19 protein-coding genes are annotated in these 19,240 nt (G+C 60.7%); 6 read left to right on the forward strand and 13 right to left on the reverse strand.

The window, feature by feature from the left end:
* Window positions 1-43 precede the first annotated feature (43 nt).
* Window positions 44-1,138: a PLP-dependent cysteine synthase family protein gene (locus ASC85_RS07855; protein WP_057448887.1), complete on the forward strand. Its 1,095-nt coding sequence runs from the start codon at window positions 44-46 to the stop codon at window positions 1,136-1,138.
* Window positions 1,139-1,283: 145 nt separating this feature from the next.
* Here the strand turns inward: ASC85_RS07855 and ASC85_RS07860 are convergent, their stop codons facing one another.
* Together ASC85_RS07860 and ASC85_RS07865 are read right to left on the reverse strand one after the other, a co-directional pair.
* Entirely contained in the window at window positions 1,284-2,897 is a 1,614-nt protein-coding gene (locus ASC85_RS07860; protein WP_057448888.1) for an NAD(P)/FAD-dependent oxidoreductase, read from the reverse strand.
* A gap of 73 nt (window positions 2,898-2,970) precedes the next feature.
* On the reverse strand, window positions 2,971-3,645 hold the full coding sequence (locus tag ASC85_RS07865; protein ID WP_057448946.1) for a COG3650 family protein: 675 nt from the start codon (window positions 3,643-3,645) through the stop codon (window positions 2,971-2,973).
* Between the two features lie 140 nt (window positions 3,646-3,785).
* Here ASC85_RS07865 and ASC85_RS07870 point away from each other — a divergent pair, with 140 nt between their 5' ends.
* Entirely contained in the window at window positions 3,786-4,892 is a 1,107-nt protein-coding gene (locus tag ASC85_RS07870; protein WP_057448889.1) for an acyltransferase family protein, read from the forward strand.
* 20 nt (window positions 4,893-4,912) lie between these two features.
* Here ASC85_RS07870 and ASC85_RS07875 read toward each other — a convergent pair whose 3' ends face one another.
* Window positions 4,913-5,512: a short chain dehydrogenase gene (locus ASC85_RS07875; protein WP_057448890.1), complete on the reverse strand. Its 600-nt coding sequence runs from the start codon at window positions 5,510-5,512 to the stop codon at window positions 4,913-4,915.
* 104 nt (window positions 5,513-5,616) lie between these two features.
* On the opposite strand from ASC85_RS07875, the gene ASC85_RS07880 reads away from it, so the two are divergent.
* Window positions 5,617-6,528: a LysR family transcriptional regulator gene (locus tag ASC85_RS07880; RefSeq protein WP_057448891.1), complete on the forward strand. Its 912-nt coding sequence runs from the start codon at window positions 5,617-5,619 to the stop codon at window positions 6,526-6,528.
* Window positions 6,529-6,663: 135 nt separating this feature from the next.
* Here the strand turns inward: ASC85_RS07880 and ASC85_RS07885 are convergent, their stop codons facing one another.
* The 9 genes from ASC85_RS07885 to ASC85_RS07925 form a co-directional block, all read right to left on the reverse strand.
* Window positions 6,664-7,140: a DoxX family protein gene (locus ASC85_RS07885; protein ID WP_057448892.1), complete on the reverse strand. Its 477-nt coding sequence runs from the start codon at window positions 7,138-7,140 to the stop codon at window positions 6,664-6,666.
* Complete coding sequence (locus ASC85_RS07890; RefSeq protein ID WP_057448893.1) at window positions 7,137-7,895, reverse strand: HvfC/BufC N-terminal domain-containing protein; 759 nt, start codon at window positions 7,893-7,895, stop codon at window positions 7,137-7,139. Before ASC85_RS07890 ends, ASC85_RS07885 begins: the two co-directional genes overlap by 4 nt.
* A complete protein-coding gene (gene bufB, locus ASC85_RS07895; protein WP_057448894.1) occupies window positions 7,892-8,761 on the reverse strand; it encodes an MNIO family bufferin maturase in 870 nt (289 codons plus the stop codon). Before bufB ends, ASC85_RS07890 begins: the two co-directional genes overlap by 4 nt.
* Before the next feature lie 25 nt (window positions 8,762-8,786).
* Window positions 8,787-9,092: a BufA1 family periplasmic bufferin-type metallophore gene (locus ASC85_RS07900; RefSeq protein ID WP_057448895.1), complete on the reverse strand. Its 306-nt coding sequence runs from the start codon at window positions 9,090-9,092 to the stop codon at window positions 8,787-8,789.
* A 315-nt stretch (window positions 9,093-9,407) separates the two neighbouring features.
* Complete coding sequence (locus ASC85_RS07905) at window positions 9,408-10,109, reverse strand: ABC transporter ATP-binding protein (RefSeq protein ID WP_003198474.1); 702 nt, start codon at window positions 10,107-10,109, stop codon at window positions 9,408-9,410.
* Window positions 10,110-10,877, reverse strand: coding sequence for a high-affinity branched-chain amino acid ABC transporter ATP-binding protein LivG (gene livG, locus ASC85_RS07910; RefSeq protein ID WP_057448896.1), 768 nt, complete (start codon window positions 10,875-10,877; stop codon window positions 10,110-10,112).
* Window positions 10,874-12,130, reverse strand: coding sequence for a high-affinity branched-chain amino acid ABC transporter permease LivM (locus tag ASC85_RS07915; protein ID WP_003198478.1), 1,257 nt, complete (start codon window positions 12,128-12,130; stop codon window positions 10,874-10,876). The genes livG and ASC85_RS07915 overlap by 4 nt, the downstream gene beginning before the upstream one ends.
* Window positions 12,127-13,050, reverse strand: a complete 924-nt coding sequence (gene livH, locus ASC85_RS07920) for a high-affinity branched-chain amino acid ABC transporter permease LivH (RefSeq protein ID WP_014336891.1) — start codon at window positions 13,048-13,050, stop codon at window positions 12,127-12,129. Before livH ends, ASC85_RS07915 begins: the two co-directional genes overlap by 4 nt.
* Before the next feature lie 230 nt (window positions 13,051-13,280).
* Complete coding sequence (locus tag ASC85_RS07925) at window positions 13,281-14,408, reverse strand: branched-chain amino acid ABC transporter substrate-binding protein (RefSeq protein ID WP_057448897.1); 1,128 nt, start codon at window positions 14,406-14,408, stop codon at window positions 13,281-13,283.
* A gap of 181 nt (window positions 14,409-14,589) precedes the next feature.
* Between ASC85_RS07925 and ASC85_RS32070 the strand changes: the two genes are divergently transcribed.
* Window positions 14,590-14,751 (forward strand): hypothetical protein, encoded by a 162-nt coding sequence (locus ASC85_RS32070; protein ID WP_156395621.1) that lies wholly within the window; start codon window positions 14,590-14,592, stop codon window positions 14,749-14,751.
* On the forward strand, window positions 14,748-15,053 hold the full coding sequence (locus ASC85_RS07930) for a DUF2288 domain-containing protein (RefSeq protein ID WP_046065429.1): 306 nt from the start codon (window positions 14,748-14,750) through the stop codon (window positions 15,051-15,053). Before ASC85_RS32070 ends, ASC85_RS07930 begins: the two co-directional genes overlap by 4 nt.
* 289 nt (window positions 15,054-15,342) lie before the next feature.
* Here the strand turns inward: ASC85_RS07930 and ASC85_RS07935 are convergent, their stop codons facing one another.
* Complete coding sequence (locus tag ASC85_RS07935) at window positions 15,343-17,520, reverse strand: hypothetical protein (RefSeq protein ID WP_057448898.1); 2,178 nt, start codon at window positions 17,518-17,520, stop codon at window positions 15,343-15,345.
* A gap of 353 nt (window positions 17,521-17,873) precedes the next feature.
* On the opposite strand from ASC85_RS07935, the gene ASC85_RS07940 reads away from it, so the two are divergent.
* The gene (locus ASC85_RS07940; protein WP_057448899.1) at window positions 17,874-19,223 is read left to right on the forward strand and encodes a spinster family MFS transporter; all 1,350 of its coding nucleotides are present in this window, start codon (window positions 17,874-17,876) and stop codon (window positions 19,221-19,223) included.
* Window positions 19,224-19,240: the final 17 nt, after the last annotated feature.

Below are 19,240 nucleotides of genomic sequence, written 5' to 3' on the forward strand. Positions count from 1 at the left end.
CACCAGGTTTCCCCGCGTCGAACCGAGCCAGTGAGAAAACACCATGAACGACCATCGCCAGTGGGCGCGCGAAGCGATCCGCATCATCGAGGCTGACTTCCAGCGCAGCGCCGATACCCACCTGATTCCGCTGCCGCTGCCTGGCCTGCCGGGCATCGACCTGTATTTCAAGGATGAGTCCAGCCATCCCACCGGCAGCCTCAAGCATCGGCTGGCTCGTTCGCTGTTCCTCTACGCATTGTGTAACGGCTGGCTCAAGCCCGGAGCGCCGGTGATCGAGGCCTCCAGCGGCTCGACGGCGATTTCCGAGGCTTACTTCGCCAGGTTGCTGGGCCTGCCGTTCATTGCGGTGATGCCGGCGACCACCTCCCGGGAAAAAATCGCACAGATCGCTTTCTATGGCGGCCAGAGCCACCTGGTGGACGATCCTACGCAGATCTACGCCGAATCCGAGCGCCTGGCCCACGAGCATGATGGACACTTCATCGACCAATTCACTTATGCCGAGCGCGCCACGGACTGGCGGGCCAATAACAACATTGCCGAATCGATCTTCCAGCAGATGCGTTTCGAGCAGCATCCAGAGCCCACTTGGCTGATTTCCAGTCCCGGCACCGGCGGCACCACCGCCACCTTGGGGCGCTACGTCCGTTATCGCCAGCACGGTACCCGCGTGCTGTGTGCCGACGCCGAGCGTTCAGTGTTCTTCGACTACTACCGCAGCGGCGATGCCAGCCTGCGCCTGGATTGCGGTTCACGCATCGAAGGCATCGGCCGGCCACGGGTCGAGGCGTCGTTCTTGCCGAAAGTCATCGATGCGATGGTCAAGGTCCCGGACGCCTTGTCATTGGCGGCCATGCATTACTTGGCCCAGCGCTTGGGACGACGGGTCGGCGGGTCCAGCGGCACCAATCTGATCGGCGCACTCATGGCGGCCCGGCAGATGGTGGATGCGGGTGAGTCGGGGTCGATCGTGGCGATTTTGTGTGACGGTGGCGAGCGCTACGCCACGACTTATTACGACCCGGCGTGGCTCAAGGCCCAGGGGTATGAGTTGAGCGGGCTGATGGACATCGTGGCGGCGTGTGTGGAACGGGGCGAGGCGCTGCCGGAGAGCGTGTTGCGGGCCAATATCTGAATCACTGAGGTCCCTTGTGGGAGCGAGCTTGTGTGGGAGCTGGGCTTGCCCGCGATAGCATCACCTCGGTTCACCTGATAAACCGAGTTGCCTGCATCGCGGGCAAGCCCAGCTCCCACAAAGCTTCTCCCACAGTGGGTAGGGGTCAGGCCTCGAGGCCGAGGATATCCCGCGCCACCGCCTCGGCAATCCGGATCCCGTCCACGCCCGCCGACAGGATTCCGCCGGCATAACCGGCGCCTTCACCGGCCGGGAACAGGCCCTTGACGTTCAGGCTCTGCAGCGATTCATTGCGGGTGATGCGCAGGGGCGATGAGGTGCGGGTTTCGATGCCGGTCAGCACGGCGTCGTGCAGCGAGTAACCGCGAATCTGTTTCTCGAACGCCGGCAGGGCCTCGCGGATTGCTTCGATGGCGAAATCCGGCAGGGCCAAGGCCAAATCGCCCAGGGACACCCCGGGCTTGTAGGACGGTTCGACGCTGCCCAGTGCCGTAGACGGCTTGCCGGCGATGAAGTCACCCACCAGTTGCGCCGGGGCCTCGTAGTTGCTGCCACCGAGTACGTACGCGTGGGATTCCAGGCGTTCCTGCAACTCGATTCCGGCCAGCGGGCCACCGGGATAATCGACTTCCGGAGTGATGCCGACGACGATACCGGAGTTGGCGTTGCGCTCGTTGCGCGAATACTGGCTCATGCCGTTGGTCACGACGCGGTTCGGCTCGGACGTCGCGGCTACCACGGTGCCACCCGGGCACATGCAGAAGCTGTACACCGAACGACCATTCTTGGCGTGGTGCACAAGTTTGTAGTCGGCGGCGCCAAGTTTCGGGTGGCCGGCGTACTTGCCCAGGCGCGCGCTGTCGATCAGCGATTGCGGGTGTTCGATACGGAAACCCACCGAGAACGGCTTGGCTTCCATGTACACGCCGCGGCTGTGGAGCATGCGGAAGGTGTCCCGGGCGCTGTGGCCCAGGGCCAGGATCACATGTTTCGAATGAATCCGTTCACCGCTGGCCAGTTCGACACCGACCAGTTGGCCGTCCTCGATCAGCACATCGGTGACCCGCTGCTGGAAGCGTACTTCGCCGCCCAGGGCGCGAATCTGCTCACGCATGGTTTCCACCACGCCGGTCAGGCGGAACGTGCCGATGTGCGGCTTGCTGACGTAGAGGATTTCTTCCGGTGCCCCGGCCTTGACGAATTCGTGCAAAACCTTGCGGCCAAGGAATTTCGGATCCTTGATCTGGCTGTAGAGCTTGCCGTCGGAAAACGTCCCGGCGCCGCCTTCACCAAATTGCACGTTGGATTCGGGGTTGAGCACGCTTTTGCGCCACAGGCCCCAGGTGTCCTTGGTGCGCTGGCGCACTTCCGGGCCACGTTCGAGGATGATCGGCTTGAAGCCCATCTGTGCCAGCAGCAGGGCGGCGAAGATCCCGCACGGACCGAAGCCGACCACGATCGGCCGTTCGCTCAGGTCGGCCGGTGCCTGGCCCACCACTTTGTAGCTGACATCCGGCGCCTCGTTGACGTTACGGTCATCGGCGAACTTGCGCAGCAGGCTGGCTTCGTCGCGCACCGTCAGGTCAATGGTGTAGATGAAGCACAGTTCGGAGGATTTCTTGCGCGCGTCGTAGCTGCGCTTGAACAAGGTGAAGTCGAGCAGGTCATCGCTGGCGATGCCCAGGCGTTGCACGATGGCGGGGCGCAGGTCTTCTTCGGGGTGGTCGATCGGCAGCTTGAGTTCGGTGATTCGTAACATGGTGGGATCCGGTTCGCGGGATGCACAACTGCACCAGGGCGTGAACCGGCGATTATAAGCCAAAACCGGCGAATCAGTCGTTGCGCGCACCACCGAAGTAGGCGCAGCCACGCTGGACCTGGCCGTTGACCCGCAGTTCGGCGCTCATGTGTTGCACGCTGCCGCTGACGCTGTCGACGCAACGCGCAGGTGTGACCCAGAGCTCGACTTTCTGACCGTTGGCCTCGGTGCCCAAATTGAAGCGGCCATCGCCCAATTGCTCCTCGACGTAAGGCACGGCCAACGGCGGCTGACCTTCGCGGTCCAGCACCAGGCCCTTGCCACTGGCCTTGAGCGTCCATTCAGGGCTGTGTCCCGCGGCGCGCAGACTCACTCGTTTGAAGTCAACGTCTTCGCAAGCCGTTCCCGAGCGCTCCAGGCGATACAGTTGTTCAACGTCCAACTGACTGTCGGTGCCGGCAGCTGCGCTGGAAACGATACGGCCACGGACATCGGCAAACAGCTTGCCCTGGTCATCGGCCAAGCTGGCGGCCTGTTGCAGCACGCTGGTACCACCGCTGTCGCTGACGATGTAGCGGCGCTGTTCCTGGCACGGCTGGAACACCAGCTTGCCATCGGCCGCCGTAAGCTCGCCCTGCATGCGCGTCTGGCCGGCGTGGGAGGCGCTCTGACGTGGGGCATCGAGCAATTGGCAGCCGGTGAAGAGCGGCAGGAGGGCGACAAACAGCAGGGAGCGGGCGGCACGCATCATTGGGTCTCCAGACAAGTGCCGCCACGTTACTGGGGGCGGCCGATGATCACAAGGCTTGGGTATCGCCAGGGGGTGGACTTGAGTTGGTCCGGCGGGCGCAGCATAGTGGCGCACCTGGTAAGTCGGATTCATTCGGTATGAAGCAAAGCCTGCCTGTTTTTCCTGAACGCCTGTATGCACTGGATGCTCTGCGTGGCATCGCAGCGTTGGCCGTGGTGTTCTGGCATTGGCAGCATTTCTTTTTTCAGGGGGCTGTTCCGGGACCGCTGCTGCGAGAAACACAGCCTTTGTATGGCGTATTTTCGCTGTTCTATCGCCATGGCGGTGATGCTGTTTCGCTGTTTTTCAGTCTGTCGGGGTTCATCTTCTTCTGGTTATTCGCCCAGACGCTGGCGAGTCGGGAACTGAGCGGCAAACAGTTTTTCATCGAACGCTTCAGCCGCATCTACCCTTTGCATCTGGCGACATTTCTCGCGGTTGCCCTGTTACAAAAAATCTATAGTGCCTACGCTGGCAGCGCGTTCGTTTATCCATTCAACGATGCGTATCACGCGCTGTTGAATGTATTCCTGGCCCCTGCCTGGGGCCTGGAGCTAGGTTGGTCGTACAACGGGCCAGCGTGGTCGATCTCGGTTGAAGTGCTGTTGTACGCCGCTTTTTACCTATTGTGGCGCTATACAAAGGCGCCGCTTTCAATAAGTGCACTGCTGATCTTGGTGGCCGTCTGGATCTTTCCTGCGCACTACAAAGTCAGCCTCGGCGTGTTCGGTTTTTTTTGTGGTGGTTTGGGCTATGTGCTGGTGGCCTGGTTGCTGCGCCGATTGACCGGTCAGTGGGTCGGAGCGGGGCTGATACTGACGACTGCGTTGGGCTGGTATCTGTTTGATGTGTCCGGCACCGATGCGCAATTGCCCAAGTTTGCGTTGCTGTTTCCGTTGACCATTATGACCATTGCCGCGTGCCATCAATGGCTGGAACCCTTTGCCCGGCGTCTTGCCTGGCTCGGCGACATCAGCTACGCCTCATACCTGTTGCATTTCCCACTGCAGATCATCGCCGCGCTGCTGGCCGACAAATTCTTGCCCGGACGCAGCGTATTTTATCAGCCCTGGACCCTGTTGCTATTCTTCGCCGTGCTGATCGGCACCAGTCTGCTTTGCCACCACGCGTTCGAGCGACCCGTGCAGCGCTGGCTAAGACAGCGCGTGCGGGAAACCGGTGAGGCGCTTGAAGACGCTCGCTGATGGCTCCCGCTTGCGAGGACTTAGTTGACGTGAAAGGTCTGACCGGTTTGCAGGCCTTCGACACTCTTGGCGTAGGCCAATGCGACATCGACGGCCGGAACCGGTTTGTAGCCGCGGAAGTACGGAGCGTACTTGTCCATGGCTTCCAGCAACACGTTCGGGCTTACCGAGTTGACCCGCAAGCCCCGTGGCAACTCGATTGCCGCGGCGCGCACGAAACTGTCCAGGGCACCGTTGACCAGGGCCGCCGAAGCACCACTCTTGATCGGATCGTGGCTGAGCACGCCGGTGGTGAAGGTGAAGGATGCACCGTCGTTGGCGAATTCGCGGCCGATCAGCAGCAGGTTGACCTGGCCCATCAGCTTGTCTTTCAAGCCCAGGGCGAAGCTGTCTTCGGTCATGTCGGCCAGGGGCGCAAAGGTGACGTTGCCGGCGGCGCAAACCAGGGCATCAAAACGGCCGGTCTTTGCGAACAGGGCGCGAATCGAGGCGCTGTCGCTGATATCCACCTGCAATTCACCGCTGTGGCGGCCGATCCGCACGATCTCGTGGCGCGGCGACAGTTCGTTATCAATGGCCGAACCGATGGTGCCGTTGGCGCCGATCAACAGGATTTTCATGAGCTGTTCCTCAATGGGTTGAATGAGTTTTCAGTCTAGAGGGGTTCTTTCCATTGATAATCATGCTAATAGGCAACCTTTGGTTTTCAATTGGAAACAATCCAATGAGCGAAATGGATGACCTGGCGGCGTTTGCCGTGTTGATGGAGGCCGGCAGCTTCACCCTGGCGGCCCAGCAGTTGGGGTGCAGCAAGGGCCAGTTGTCCAAGCGCATCAGTCTGTTGGAGAGCCGGTTTTCGGTGGTGTTGCTGCAACGCACCACGCGGCGCCTGAGCCTCACGGCGGCAGGGGCGGCGTTGCTGCCCCAGGCCCAGGCGCTGTTGGTGCAGGTGGAACGGGCACGTCAGGCATTGGCGCGGTTGAAGGACGACATTTCTGGGCCGGTGCGTATGACGGTTCCGGTTTCGTTGGGTGAAACGTTCTTCGAGGGCTTGCTGATGGAGTTCGCTCGTACGTATCCCAATGTGCAGATCGAACTGGAGCTCAACAACGGTTACCGCGACCTGACCCGCGATGGTTTCGACCTGGCGATCCGTTCCGACGCCGCCATCGATGAGCGATTGGTGGCCCGGCCGTTGCTGGCGTGGCACGAAATGACCTGCGCCAGCCCGACCTATCTCGAACTCTATGGCGAACCCGAGACGCCCCAGGCCCTGGCCGAACATCGCTGCTTGTTGAACAGCCACTACAGCGGTCGGGAAGAATGGCTTTACCACCAGCAACACGAGCTGCTGCGGGTCCGGGTGTCGGGGCCGTTCGCCAGTAATCACTACAGCCTGTTGAAAAAAGCCGCTCTGGCCGGCGCCGGAATCGCCCGGCTGCCGTCGTATTTGCTGCATGAAGAGTTGGCCGACGGACGCCTGCACTGGCTGCTGCGCGACTACCAGACCCGGCGCATGCCGATGTACCTGGTGCACCCGTACCAGGGTGGACTGCCCAAGCGCACCCAGGTGCTGGCTGACTATCTGATTGACTGGTTCAAGCGCAGCGGCGAGGCGTTGGATCGGCTCAAGTAGTAATGGTCTCAACCTATTGGATAACCCTTGTGGGAGCGAGCCTGCTCGCGATAGCGGTGGGTCAGTCAACAACTGTATTGAAGCGGGTATCGCTATCGCGAGCAGGCTCGCTCCCACAGGAGTTTCCATTCGTAATCAATGGGCGTAACGCCTGGCAATCAGGTGATCGATCGACAACACCCCCGGCCCGCGCGCCATCAGGTAAAGCAATACCGCCGCCCAGGTGCCATGGGTCGGGTAGGCGTCCGGGTAGACGAACAGCTGGATGGTCAAGGTCATGCCCAGCAAGGCCAGCGCTGAAAAGCGTGTCGCCAGGCCAAGCAGGATCAGAACCGGGAAGACATGCTCGGCAGCGGCCGCCAGGTGCGCAGCCAGTTCCGGCGACAGCAACGGCAGGGCGTATTCGCTTTTGAACAGGGGAATGGTCGAGTCCGCCAGCCGTGGCAGACCGATCTGAAAGGTGCCGTCGAACAGATCGATGGCCAGGCCTTCGATTTTGGTCTGGCCGGATTTCCAGAACACCGCCGCAATCGAGAAGCGCGCGATGAAGGCGATCAGGCTGTGGGGGATTTTTTCCAGCCATTGGATGGAACCGGCAATCAGGGCGTTCATTTGGATATCTCTTCAGCCAGAAGGTGAGTGATGGCCTGGTGGCGGATGAGCCCCGCCAGGGTGTGTTCAAGGTCGAGGTCGATCGAGGCTTCAATGGCAGCGGTCAGGGACAGCCCTTGTTGCAGGGCGCTGATGAACTCATGGGCAGCGTGATTGATCGCGAACACTTGCACATCGAGGCCGTTGCGCAGCACCAAGGCGTTTTGTGCAGCGGACGCTTCGAACGGCACGGGCGTCTCGTGCTGATGGGCGGCCCAGATCGTCACCACGGCGAAGGGCGATCGCAGCAGCCGCAGTGACGGGTGCAGACCGATCTTCAGATGCCTTGTCTGTGTGGGAGACGACAGCGCCTCGACGATCCGTTCTTCGGCCATGGGCTCGGCGTCGGCGGCATGCCAGGCTTGCACGTGCAGTCGCTCCAGGCGGGCGACGTCCGCCAGGTACGGCACACAGGCGGCGGGTTCGAAGCCTTCGATGAACCCGGCAAAATCATCCCCGTAGTCGCTCATCACCGGGCTTCGCGGCGGTGCCGACTGGACGTAGACCCCAGCCATGCCTCGGAAAAACTCATCGCCCACCAGTTGCGCCACCACCGGGTAGTTGTCGGCCAGGGCGTTGATCAATGAGCTGAGCACGTTGTTGCGGTACACCGCGAAGCGGCTCTGCGGGTCGGCGCCATTGGCGCTGACCACGCCGGGTGGACATGCCTTGCGCGGGTCGAGCAGGGCGGCGGCGAATGCGTGCTGGCCGCTCATGGCCGGGCTCCGGCGGTGGCTAAAAGTTGATCGGCCTGGCGCGCTTCGGCCAGCAACATCTCCCATGGGGGGATGTGGTTGTCGCGCTCGATCAGCGTGGCTACCGGCCCGGTCCGCTCCAGTACCTGGAGATACAGTTGCCAGACGTCGTTGTCGATGGGCGCGCCGTGGTTGTCTATCAGCAGGCGTGCGCCGAGGCTGTCGGTGTCCTCGGCAAAGCCGGCCAGGTGAATTTCACCGGTCGCTTGCTGGGGCAGGGCGTCGAGGTAGGCCAGTGGATCGCGGCAGTGGTTGACGCACGAAACGTAGACGTTGTTCACATCCAGCAGCAGGCCGCAGCCGGTGCGCCGGATCACTTCGCTGATGAAGTGTGGCTCGTCGAGGGTCGAGGCCTCGAACGCCAGGTAGGTGGCCGGGTTTTCCAGCAACAGCGTACGTTTGAGGCTGGACTGCACCTGGTCGACGTGTTCGCAGACCCGGTCGAGGGTCGCTTCGTCGTAGGCCAGGGGGAGCAGGTCATTGAGGAACACCGGGCCGTGGCTGGACCAGGCCAGGTGTTCGGAAAAGGATTGGGGCTGATAGCGTTCGACCAATGCGGCCAGGCGCTGCAAATGCGCGACATCCAGCGGCCCCTCCCCACCGATCGACAGGCCGACGCCGTGTAGCGACAGCGGATACTGTTCGCGTATCCGCCCCAGGAAGTGATGAAGCGGCCCGCCGGCCACCATGTAGTTTTCCGCATGCACTTCGAAAAAGCCCAGGTCCGGTCGGGTCTGGAGCACCTCACGAAAATGCTCGCTCTTGAGCCCCAACCCTGCCCTTGGCGGCAGCCGGTTATCAGTGGCGAGGGCGGGGGGATTCAACATGGTGGCGGGCCTCAGGCAGATGCGATCAGGACTTGGCTTTGAACGCTTCGAGCTGGCCGAAACCAGTCGGGGAGGTTTTGCTTTCCATGGTGGTGCAAGTGCCTTTGGGTACCGATTTCCAGGCGTTGCCCTGATAGTCCATTTTTGCCGTACCGGCGCAGGTGGTGCCGGCACCGGCGGCGCAGTCGTTCTTGCCTTTGAGGGCAATGCCGAAGCATTTTTCCATGGTGTCGTCGGCTGCGTGGACGGTCGAGACGGCTGTCATGCTCAGGGCAGAACCCAGGGCCAGGACCAGGGCGGTGGCGGACAGGGTGCGGGTCGAAGCAGTCATGATGATTCTCCAGTCATTCAGGGAAATGAACCGGCGTTAGCGCCGGTCTGCTGAACTAGAGAGGGGAGGTGGGGGAGTGTTACAGCGGGCTACCGATATTTTTTCGGTTACCCAAACCCGTGGCGAGGGAGCAAGCTCGCGCTGGGACCTGTAGGAGCTGGCGAAGGCTCGGGCCGCGTTCGGACGATCTTTTGATCTTGATCTTTCGCTTTAGACTCAATTGTCCGGGACAAGATCGCAGCCTCGCTTCGCTCGACAGCTCCTACATTGGGCAATAAAAAACGGCCCGAAGGCCGTTTTTTTATTGCTGCAGACTCAACCGCCCAGGTACGCCTCGCGTACTTTCGGGTCGGTCAGCAGGGCTTCACCGGTGCCTTGCATCACCACGCGACCGTTCTCCAGAACGTACGCCCGGTCGGCGATTTTCAGCGCCTGGTTGGCGTTCTGCTCCACCAGGAACACCGTCACGCCATCCTTGCGCAGCTGTTCGATGATGTCGAAGATCTGCTGGATGATGATCGGTGCCAGGCCCAGGGAAGGCTCGTCGAGCAGCAGCAGCTTGGGCTTGCTCATCAGCGCACGGCCGATGGCGAGCATTTGCTGTTCGCCGCCGGACATGGTGCCGCCGCGCTGGGTGAAGCGTTCTTTCAGGCGTGGGAAAAGGTGCAGGACCTTGTCCATTTGTTCCTGATAGTCGCCCTTGTCGGTAAAGAATCCGCCCATGGCGAGGTTTTCTTCCACGGTCAGCCGGGCAAATACCCGACGACCTTCCGGCACCACCGCAATGCTCTTGCGCATGATCCGTGACGAGTCCTGGCCCACCAGTTCCTCACCCATGTAGCGGATGCTGCCGCTGTGGGCCTGGGGCGAACCGCAGAGCGTCATCAGCAGGGTGGATTTGCCGGCGCCGTTGGCACCGATCAGCGTCACGATTTCGCCTTGGCGGACTTCGACGTTGACGCTGTGCAAGGCCTGGATCTTGCCGTAGAAGGTGGAAACGTTTTCGAATTGCAGCATTTACGCTTCCCCCAGGTAGGCTTTGATCACTTCAGGATTGTCGCGGATCTGTTCCGGCGAGCCGTTGGCCAGGGGAGTGCCCTGGTTGATCACGACGATGTGGTCGGAAATGCTCATGACCAGCTTCATGTCGTGCTCGATCAGCAGCACGGTGACGTTGTGCTCCTCGCGCAGCACGCCGATCAGCGCTTTCAGGTCTTCGGTTTCCTTGGGGTTCAGGCCGGCGGCCGGCTCGTCGAGCATGAGGATCCGCGGACGGGTCATCATGCAGCGGGCGATTTCCAGGCGTCGTTGCTGACCGTAGGCCAGGGTCCCGGCGGTACGGTTGGCAAACTCCTTGAGGTTGACCTTGTCCAGCCAGTACTCGGCGTACTCCATGGCCTCGCGTTCGCTTTTGCGGAACGCCGGGGTTTTGAACAGGCCGGCAAAGAAGTTGGTGTTCAGGTGACGATGCTGGGCGATCAGCAGGTTTTCGACCGCCGTCATGTCCTTGAACAGCCGCACGTTCTGGAAGGTGCGCACCACACCCTTGCGGGCGATCTGGTGGCCGGGCAGGCCCTGGATCGGCTCGCCGTCCAGCACGATGGTGCCGCCGGTGGGCTGGTAGAAGCCGGTCAGGCAGTTGAACACGGTGGTCTTGCCCGCGCCGTTAGGTCCGATCAGCGCAACGACCTGTTTTTCTTTCACGGTCAGGGCCACGCCGTTGACCGCCAGCAAGCCGCCGAAGCGCATGCTTAAATTTTCAACTTTCAGGATCTCGCGGCTCATTTGCGCAGCTCCATGTGGGGGCGTTGCATAGGCAGCAGACCTTGAGGACGCCAGATCATCATCAGCACCATCAAGGCGCCGAACATCAACATGCGGTATTCGCTGAATTCACGCATCATTTCGGGCAGCAGGATCATCACGATGGCCGCCAGGATCACGCCCAACTGCGAGCCCATCCCGCCCAGTACCACGATGGCGAGGATGATCGCCGACTCGATGAAGGTGAAGGATTCCGGGGTCACCAGGCCTTGGCGAGCGGCAAAGAAACTGCCGGCAAAACCGGCGAACGCAGCACCGAGGGTGAAGGCCGACAGCTTGATGATCGTCGGGTTGAGACCCAGGGCACGGCAGGCGATTTCGTCTTCACGCAATGCCTCCCAGGCGCGCCCGATCGGCATGCGCAGCAGGCGGTTGATGACGAACAGCGCGGCCAGGGCCAGCAACAGGGCAACCAGGTAGAGGAAGATCACCTTGTTGATCGAGTTGTATTCCAGGCCGAAGTACTCGTGGAAGGTCTGCAGGCCTTCGGCGGCTTTACGTTCGAAGGTCAGGCCGAAGAACGTCGGTTTCTCGATGTTGCTGATCCCGTTCGGGCCACCGGTGATGTCGGTCAGGTTGCGCAGGAACAGACGGATGATCTCGCCAAAACCCAGGGTCACGATGGCCAGGTAGTCACCGCGCAAGCGCAGGACCGGGAACCCCAGCAGGAAACCGAAGGTGGCGGCCATCATCCCGGCGATCGGCAGGCAGATCCAGAAGCTCAGGCCGAAGTAGTGGGACAGCAGCGCATAGCTGTAGGCACCGACGGCGTAGAAGCCGACATAACCCAGGTCCAGCAGGCCGGCCAGGCCTACCACGATGTTCAGGCCAAGGCCGAGCATCACGTAGATCAGGATCAGCGTGGCGATGTCCACCGCGCCGCGGGAGCCGAAGAACGGCCAGACCAGGGCCACGACGATCAGGCCCAGGACGATCCAGCGCTGGGTCGATGGCAGGGTCAGGAAGTTGCTGGCCTTGGCCGGGATCACCGGCAGGCCGGGCGACGACTTCCACATGGCGCTGATCTGCGTGCTGAACAGCACACGCAGGAACATCAGCAGCGAACACACGGCGATGGTCGCCAGGATGGCCGGGCTGGTGCCATGCACTTCCAGGTTGATACCGACGATGGTCAGTTTAAGACCCAGTACCGGGTAGGCCACGGCCCAGACCAGCAGGGCGCTGAAGAGCGCCGATTTGAGATGCCTAGTCATACTTTCTCAACCTCCGGGCGGCCCAGGATGCCGGTCGGCCGGAATAACAGAACCAGAACCAACAAGCCGAATGCCACGACGTCCTTGTACTGGTCGCCGAAGATGTCGGCGCCAAAGGCTTCCGCCACGCCCAGCACCAGCCCGCCGAGCATCGCGCCGGGAATGCTGCCGATGCCGCCCAGTACCGCGGCGGTGAAGGCTTTCAGGCCGACGAGGAAGCCGGCGTTGGGGTTGATCACGCCGTATTGCATGCTCAACAGCACCGCGGCGATGGCCGCCAGGGCCGCACCGATGACGAAGGTCAGGGCGATGATGTTGTTGGTGTTGATGCCCAGCAGGTTGGCCATCTTGATGTCCTCGGCACAGGCGCGGCAGGCGCGGCCCAGGCGGGAACGGGAGATGAACAGCGTCAGGCCGAGCATGGCGACCAGGGTCACCACGAACACCACGATTTGCATGTAGGAAATCAGCACTTCATGTGCCCCGCCTGGCCCGATGGCAAAGTTGCCCGGAATCAGGTTGGGTATGGATTTGTCCTTGGAGTCTTGCGAAAGCAGTACCGTGTTCTGCAGGAAGATCGACATGCCGATGGCGGAAATCAGCGGGATCAGACGGTTGCTGCCGCGCAGGGGGCGGTAGGCGATCCGTTCGATGCTGTAGCCATAGGAGCTGGTGACGACGATGCTCGCGATGAAAGCCGCGGTCATCAACAGCGGGACACTGTCGAGTCCCATCATGGCCAGCCCGGCGATGGCGATGAACGCCACGTAGGAGCCGATCATGTACACCTCGCCGTGGGCGAAGTTGATCATTCCAATGATGCCGTAAACCATCGTATAGCCGATGGCGATCAGGGCATACGTGCTGCCAACGGTCAGGCCGTTAACCAGCTGCTGGAAGAAGTGATAGATGTCAGGCATTACAGCGCTCCTAAAAACCTGATACGCATTTCACTGGTGGAGTCATTTTCCCGCCCGGGTCCCGTGGATCTGCATCCACTTCGAACACGAGGTTTGCCAGCGAACCGCTGATGACGGTTTTGAGATTTTCAGGTGGGGAGACTGGCGGATCACGCCAGCGCGGCCCAATACATTTAAAACAAAGCCCACGGCACGCCGTGGGCTTTATTGGCAGTCAGTCAGGCCAGGCCTTACTGAGGCGAAGCTTCGGTTTTAGGTTTGCCGAAGTGCCACTCGTAGACCACGAACTTGAAGTCCTTCAGGTCGCCCTTCGCATCGAAGCTCAGGTCACCGGTTGGGGTCTTGAAGGTGCCGGCGTGGATGGCTTCAGCCACTTTGGCCGCGTCTTCGCTCTTGGCTGTGGTGATGGCCTGGGCAATCACCTGGACAGCGGAGTAGGACGGGAACACGAACGGACCGCTTGGGTCTTCTTTCTTGGCCTTGAACGCGTCAGCCAGGGCGACGTTGGCCGGATCCTGGTCGAAGGATTTCGGCAGGGTCACCAGCAGGCCTTCGGAAGCGTCCTTGGCGATCTGCGAGATGGAGTCGTTACCCACGCCTTCCGGACCCATGAACTTGGCCTTCAGGCCTTTTTCCTGGGATTGACGCAGGATCAGGCCCAGCTCCGGGTGGTAGCCGCCGTAGTAGACGAAGTCGACGTTGGCTTGCTTGAGCTTGGCGATCATCGAGGAGAAGTCTTTGTCGCCGGCGTTCACGCCTTCGAAGACGGCAACCTTGACGCCTTTGTCTTCGAGGGTTTTCTTCACGGCGCTGGCGATGCCTTCACCGTACTGCTGCTTGTCGTGCAGGACTGCAACGACTTTCGGCTTGACGTGGTCGGCGATGTAGTTGCCGGCCGCAGGACCCTGGGCGCTGTCCAGGCCGATGGTGCGGAAGATCATCTTGTAGCCGCGAGCGGTGATGTCCGGGCTGGTAGCCGCCGGGGTGATCATGATCACGCCTTCGTCTTCATAGATGTCCGAAGCGGGCTGGGTGGAGCTGGAGCACAGGTGGCCGACCACGAACTTGATGCCGTCGTTGACGACTTTGTTCGCGACCGCGACCGCTTGTTTTGGATCACAGGCGTCATCGTATTCAACGGCGACGAGTTGCTTGCCGTCGACGCCGCCCTTGGCGTTGATCTGTTCGATGGCCATTTTCGCGCCGCTGAACTGCATGTCGCCGTATTGGGCTACAGGGCCGGTCTTCGGGCCGGCGATGCCGATCTTGATGGTGTCGGCGGCAAACGAATGGCTGGCAACCCCGGCCAGAACCATAGCGGCAAACAGTTTGGAAATCTGCTTAGTAGCCTTAGTCATAGTGCTCCACTCATGCTGTTGTAGTTTTTATAGTCCTGGCGCCGTAGCAGCAGAACCGGGTCAGATATCTTGGATATCCTCGCGGAAAATGCCCCCGGCAACTGTACCGGTACAGTGTAGAGCGCCGATTGTTGGCAAGGGAAGCTGGCGCTTGGGGGCAAAACCTGAGGGTGTCGCTTAATTGAAAGAAAAAGACAGAATGGCGGCGGGGTTTGTCCGGTCATATCGGCAATCCTTGGCTTTCCTGCACTTTTCAATCGGTACTGCAATTGCTACCGGGTTTTTCTGCCAGACCACCGACGTTATCATTCGCGCCGATTTCTTTTCCGGACAGGTCCCATGAATCAAGAACCTAGCACCCTCTATGCCAAGCTGCTTGGTGAAACCGCATCCATTACCTGGAAAGAGCTGGAGCCGTTCTTTGCCAAGGGTGCCCTATTGTGGGTCGATCCGGCACTGGATTTGATCGCCGCCGCCGAGGCTGTTGCCCAGGACGAAGGTACCAAAGTCGCCGCCTGGCTGGCCGCCGAGCAGCTCGCCAAGCTGTCTGAAACGCGGGCGCTGGATTTTCTGGAACGCGATCCGCAGCTTTGGGCGGTGGTGGTTTCGCCCTGGATTATGATCCAGGAAAGGGCGTCGAACTGATCGATGCACCAAGTTGGTTCGTGTTCGGGTGGGCAAGAAAGTGTGTAGGTGAGTAGCGTGATGGCGTCCTGCCGTGGCGAAACGCCACAGGGGAGGGTGACGTATACGTAACGGGAACAGTTTATGGAGCAGCCTTTGGGCTGCTCAATTGTTTCTGGATGTAGTGCAGATCAAAAGATCGTCCGAACGCGGCCCGAGCCTTCGGCAGCTCCTACAGGGGCGCGCTGCGAATTCAAGTGAACCGCAGCCTGTAGGAGCTGCCGAAGGCTGCGATCTTTCAAGACTTACCTCAATACGTCCTGCCAGTATGGTTATTAAGCGAAATAACCTTGGTCTTGCCAATGCGGTGACGGTAGATCTCGCGCAGGTACTTGATGGATTTCTTCACGCAGTCGCGGGACAAGCGGATGTCGTTGATCGAGACGAACTTGTCCTTGTCGTTGATCAGCTCGCGATACTTCTTCTCATACATCGGCTTGATCGCGTACCAGTTGGTGTCGAGGATCTTCGCCGGGTTTTCGAATTCGTTGAGCAGGTCGTCGATGCGCGCTTCGTCGAAGTCTTCATTGATGATGAAGTCCAGGATCGAGTTGTCCAGGGTGTCATCGAAGCGGTACGGGGTGCGGGCGAAGCAGCGTTTGATGAAGGCCACGATCAGGGTCAGGAAGTCGTCCGACAGGCACGGGCTCTTGGCGATCAGGGTAGTCAGCGACAGGTTCGCCGACGCGCCGATCACCAACGCGTAACGCTTGAGGGTGGTGTTGGGGAACAGGCTGTTGAGGTGGGTCTTGAGCCGGTTCAGGTCCATGTAGGACAGCTTGTAGTCCTTGGGCAAGGAAACGATGGACACCACCGACGAGCAGTTCTTGAAGAAGTGCAGGTCATGCAGGGCGGCTGCGTCGTAGCCGGAATTCTTGTACTGCTCCAGCGAGGCGCGGTAGCGCTTGGATTCGATCGGCAACAGGCTGATGCCTTCGATGGCCTGGGTGACCTTGTTGAAGTGCGGCAGGTCGATGGAGCGGAAGAACAGGTCGTCGATGTTCAGGCGTGGCGGCTCTTTCTCGAACACCTTGAACTTGTCGCCGCTCGGCGCCGGGGTTTCCGGGACGACGGACTCGGCGTAGGCAATTGCCACCGGGCCGGCCAGGCTCATGAACAGGTCGTTGGCGTCCAGGCGAATGGTTTCGCCAATGTCGATGCCGGCACGGCGGAAGTAGTTCTGATCGTAGTCGGTGGTAACCGCCTGGGCCGTCAGGATGTTGAAGATCTGCTGGGAGATGTACTGGTTGGCGTGTTTCTCCATGGCATTGACATCGATGTTCTGGATGTTGCCGTCATCGCTTTCTTCGGCGTAGCGCATGATGTCGTTGGAGATCAGCATCATCGCGTTCCAGGGGCGGATACGGCCCATCACGCTGGCTTCGCTGCTGTCTTCGTTGGCGAAGTTGTACGAGAAATCCCATTCTTCCGACAGGTACTTGCACAGCAGGCGTCCGGCGTTGATGTGCAAGGCTTCGGACATTTCGCTGCGGTGGTCGGAAATATTCGGAAGTACGCAGATGCCGCTGGTGAAAATCGGTTCGAAGACGAAGGAATGACCGCTCTTGCTGTCGTGTTCGTCCATCGGCTTGGTGTCGAACGTCTTGTTCATGTATGAGTATTGCTGGGCCAGGCCGAACTCCGAGGCCATGCCTGAACCGGTACCGCCGCCGGCACTGAAGATCGAGAAGTACAGGCGCGACTGGTTGGCCTTGATGCCGCAGCTGTCGATCAGGTACGAGTGGATCATTTTCCAGTCGGGGCTGGAGAACCGCTGGGTGTCCTTGTTCAGGATGATCTTGGCCAGGTACTGGCCCAGGATCGGCGCGTTACCGGCGCCACCGGCGTGGACTTCCGAGAGGTCCATGATCTTCATTTTGCTGTAGTCGCGCAAAAAGCCGCTTTTCTCGCCCTTGCGCGAGAAACGGATACGCCCGGCGATGTCCTTGTCCAGGTCGCCGAGCATCACCAGCGGTTCCACCAGGAACACCGGTTTGCTGGCCTTGCTGGTGCCCAGGCGCAGGTTGTTGCGGATCCACTGCGCGGGACTGTAGCCCTTGTCGCTGTAGGCCTTGTCTTCGGCGTTGAATTCGTTGAGGTAGAACTTGCGGGCGTTGTACACCAGCTCCGCCACGTCCAGGGCGATGTTGGAGCCGCAGCGCCCCAGGCCGATCAGGCACACCGACGGGAACTCCTGCTGGGCGCGGTCGCTCTCGTCCTCTACCAGATGGGGCGGGCGCGGGAACACCGCGTCGCGCAGGCCATCGAGGTTGTCGAGGATCCGGTCGGTGTTGGTTTCGGTGAAATACAGATACTGCTGAGTCGACAGGGGACGCGAGCTGCTCGATGGTTTCGAGACTTCAGGGCCGTTGGCGGCCGGGCTCAGGGTCAGATCGGATACCGCAGTGGCTGTTTTTTTGGAAGTCATTGTGCGCCATATGCCTGAACTGGTTGGTTCGACGAGTCGCTGTCATCGAACCATCGCGGATGGGAGCTCGCGTCCGTGGATGGCGCGAAGGTCGGCCCCGAGCGTCCAGGGCTATAGCCTGAGCGCCGCTCGAGAGATTCTTTCCTGATAGGTTGAATCGGCCACCGGAAGATGATCTTTAATCAGGAATGGGCGAAATGATGGCAATTGTTACAGGAAATTGACCGTTATCAAGAAACGCGCCGCTCGCCATGGGTGGGTATCAGCCGTGCGAATGATTGGAGACAGCCTGCGCGCCGCTGTCTAGATTGCAGATTCCGCTAATGCTCCATAACAATAAAAGAGACGGACCCATGCAGAACTCGACCCAAGCGGCGAATGCCTGGCGCATTCTGTTCCTGTTGTTCCTGGCCAACCTGTTCAACTTCTTCGACCGCACCATCCCGGCGATCATCATCGAGCCGATCCGCATGGAGTGGAGCCTCAGCGACTTCCAGATCGGCATCATCGGCACCGCTTTCACCATCGTCTACGCCATTGCCGGGTTGCCATTGGGACGCATGGCCGATACCGGTTCGCGCAGCAAGTTGATGGGCTGGGGCCTGGCGACCTGGAGCGCGCTGACGGCGGTCAACGGCCTGGTGGGCAGTTTCTGGGCGTTCCTGGTGGTGCGCATGGGCGTCGGGATCGGCGAGGCGAGTTATGCGCCGGCGGCCAACTCACTGATTGGCGATCTGTTTCCGGCCCATCGCCGGGCGCGGGCCATGGGCATCTTCATGCTGGGCCTGCCGATTGGCTTGCTGCTGGCGTTCTTCACCATCGGCGCGATGGTCAAGGCCTTCGACAGCTGGCGCGCGCCGTTCTTTATCGCGGCTGTGCCAGGCTTGGTGCTGGCGCTATTCATGTTCTTCATCAAGGAACCCAAGCGCGGCGCGGCGGAAACCGTGCAGGTGTCCCAGGAAAAGATCGACCGGCCAATCCGTCGGGTATTGGCAATTCCCACTTTCCTGTGGCTGGTGCTGGCCGGGTTGTGCTTCAACTTCGCAACCTATGCCTGCAACTCCTTCCTGGTGCCAATGCTGCAACGCTATTTCCTGATGCCGTTGCACGAGGCGGCGGTGGCGACCGGGATCATGGTGGGTGTGACCGGGCTGTTCGGCTTGACCCTCGGCGGCTGGATCGCCGACAAGATTCACCAGCGCGTGCCCAGTGGTCGCTTGCTGTTCGCCGCGTTCAGCCTGGTGATCTCGACGCTCACCACTGCCTGGGCATTGCATGCCGGGCGGATTGAAATCGGTGTGTTCGTCGCGGTGTTCAGTGTTGGCTGGTTGTTCGCCTATACCTTTTATACCTGCGTGTACACGGCGATCCAGGACGTGGTCGAGCCGCGCCTGCGGGCCACGGCGATGGCGCTGTTCTTCGCCGGCCTGTACTTGCTCGGTGGCGGATTGGGGCCGGTAGTGGTGGGCGGTTTGTCCGACTACTTCGCCCGCACGGCCATGGCCGCGGCTGGAGTCGACCAGATGACCGAGGCGTTCAAGGCCATCGGCCTGCATGACGCGATGTACCTGATTCCGGTGGCGCTGTTCCTGACCATGGTGTTCCTGTTCCTGGCGTCACGTTGTTTTGTGCGTGATGCCAAGCGGATGAAGGATGGGATGAGCGCGGTGGTGGTGCCCGGAGGTGTCGTGGCGACGGCCTAAAGAGATTTTGTGGCAAT

Source organism: Pseudomonas sp. Root401 (genome assembly GCF_001425105.1).
Lineage (GTDB): Bacteria > Pseudomonadota > Gammaproteobacteria > Pseudomonadales > Pseudomonadaceae > Aquipseudomonas > Aquipseudomonas brassicacearum.

Excerpts from the sequence above, each read along its gene's own strand:
- ASC85_RS07855 (WP_057448887.1), top strand. The coding sequence starts at position 44 with ATGAACGACCATCGCCAGTGGGCGCGCGAAGCGATCCGCATCATCGAG.
- ASC85_RS07860 (WP_057448888.1), bottom strand. The coding sequence starts at position 2,897 with ATGTTACGAATCACCGAACTCAAGCTGCCGATCGACCACCCCGAAGAA.
- ASC85_RS07865 (WP_057448946.1), bottom strand. The coding sequence starts at position 3,645 with ATGCGTGCCGCCCGCTCCCTGCTGTTTGTCGCCCTCCTGCCGCTCTTC.
- ASC85_RS07870 (WP_057448889.1), top strand. The coding sequence starts at position 3,786 with ATGAAGCAAAGCCTGCCTGTTTTTCCTGAACGCCTGTATGCACTGGAT.
- ASC85_RS07875 (WP_057448890.1), bottom strand. The coding sequence starts at position 5,512 with ATGAAAATCCTGTTGATCGGCGCCAACGGCACCATCGGTTCGGCCATT.
- ASC85_RS07880 (WP_057448891.1), top strand. The coding sequence starts at position 5,617 with ATGAGCGAAATGGATGACCTGGCGGCGTTTGCCGTGTTGATGGAGGCC.
- ASC85_RS07885 (WP_057448892.1), bottom strand. The coding sequence starts at position 7,140 with ATGAACGCCCTGATTGCCGGTTCCATCCAATGGCTGGAAAAAATCCCC.
- ASC85_RS07890 (WP_057448893.1), bottom strand. The coding sequence starts at position 7,895 with ATGAGCGGCCAGCACGCATTCGCCGCCGCCCTGCTCGACCCGCGCAAG.
- bufB (WP_057448894.1), bottom strand. The coding sequence starts at position 8,761 with ATGTTGAATCCCCCCGCCCTCGCCACTGATAACCGGCTGCCGCCAAGG.
- ASC85_RS07900 (WP_057448895.1), bottom strand. The coding sequence starts at position 9,092 with ATGACTGCTTCGACCCGCACCCTGTCCGCCACCGCCCTGGTCCTGGCC.
- ASC85_RS07905 (WP_003198474.1), bottom strand. The coding sequence starts at position 10,109 with ATGCTGCAATTCGAAAACGTTTCCACCTTCTACGGCAAGATCCAGGCC.
- livG (WP_057448896.1), bottom strand. The coding sequence starts at position 10,877 with ATGAGCCGCGAGATCCTGAAAGTTGAAAATTTAAGCATGCGCTTCGGC.
- ASC85_RS07915 (WP_003198478.1), bottom strand. The coding sequence starts at position 12,130 with ATGACTAGGCATCTCAAATCGGCGCTCTTCAGCGCCCTGCTGGTCTGG.
- livH (WP_014336891.1), bottom strand. The coding sequence starts at position 13,050 with ATGCCTGACATCTATCACTTCTTCCAGCAGCTGGTTAACGGCCTGACC.
- ASC85_RS07925 (WP_057448897.1), bottom strand. The coding sequence starts at position 14,408 with ATGACTAAGGCTACTAAGCAGATTTCCAAACTGTTTGCCGCTATGGTT.
- ASC85_RS07930 (WP_046065429.1), top strand. The coding sequence starts at position 14,748 with ATGAATCAAGAACCTAGCACCCTCTATGCCAAGCTGCTTGGTGAAACC.
- ASC85_RS07935 (WP_057448898.1), bottom strand. The coding sequence starts at position 17,520 with ATGACTTCCAAAAAAACAGCCACTGCGGTATCCGATCTGACCCTGAGC.
- ASC85_RS07940 (WP_057448899.1), top strand. The coding sequence starts at position 17,874 with ATGCAGAACTCGACCCAAGCGGCGAATGCCTGGCGCATTCTGTTCCTG.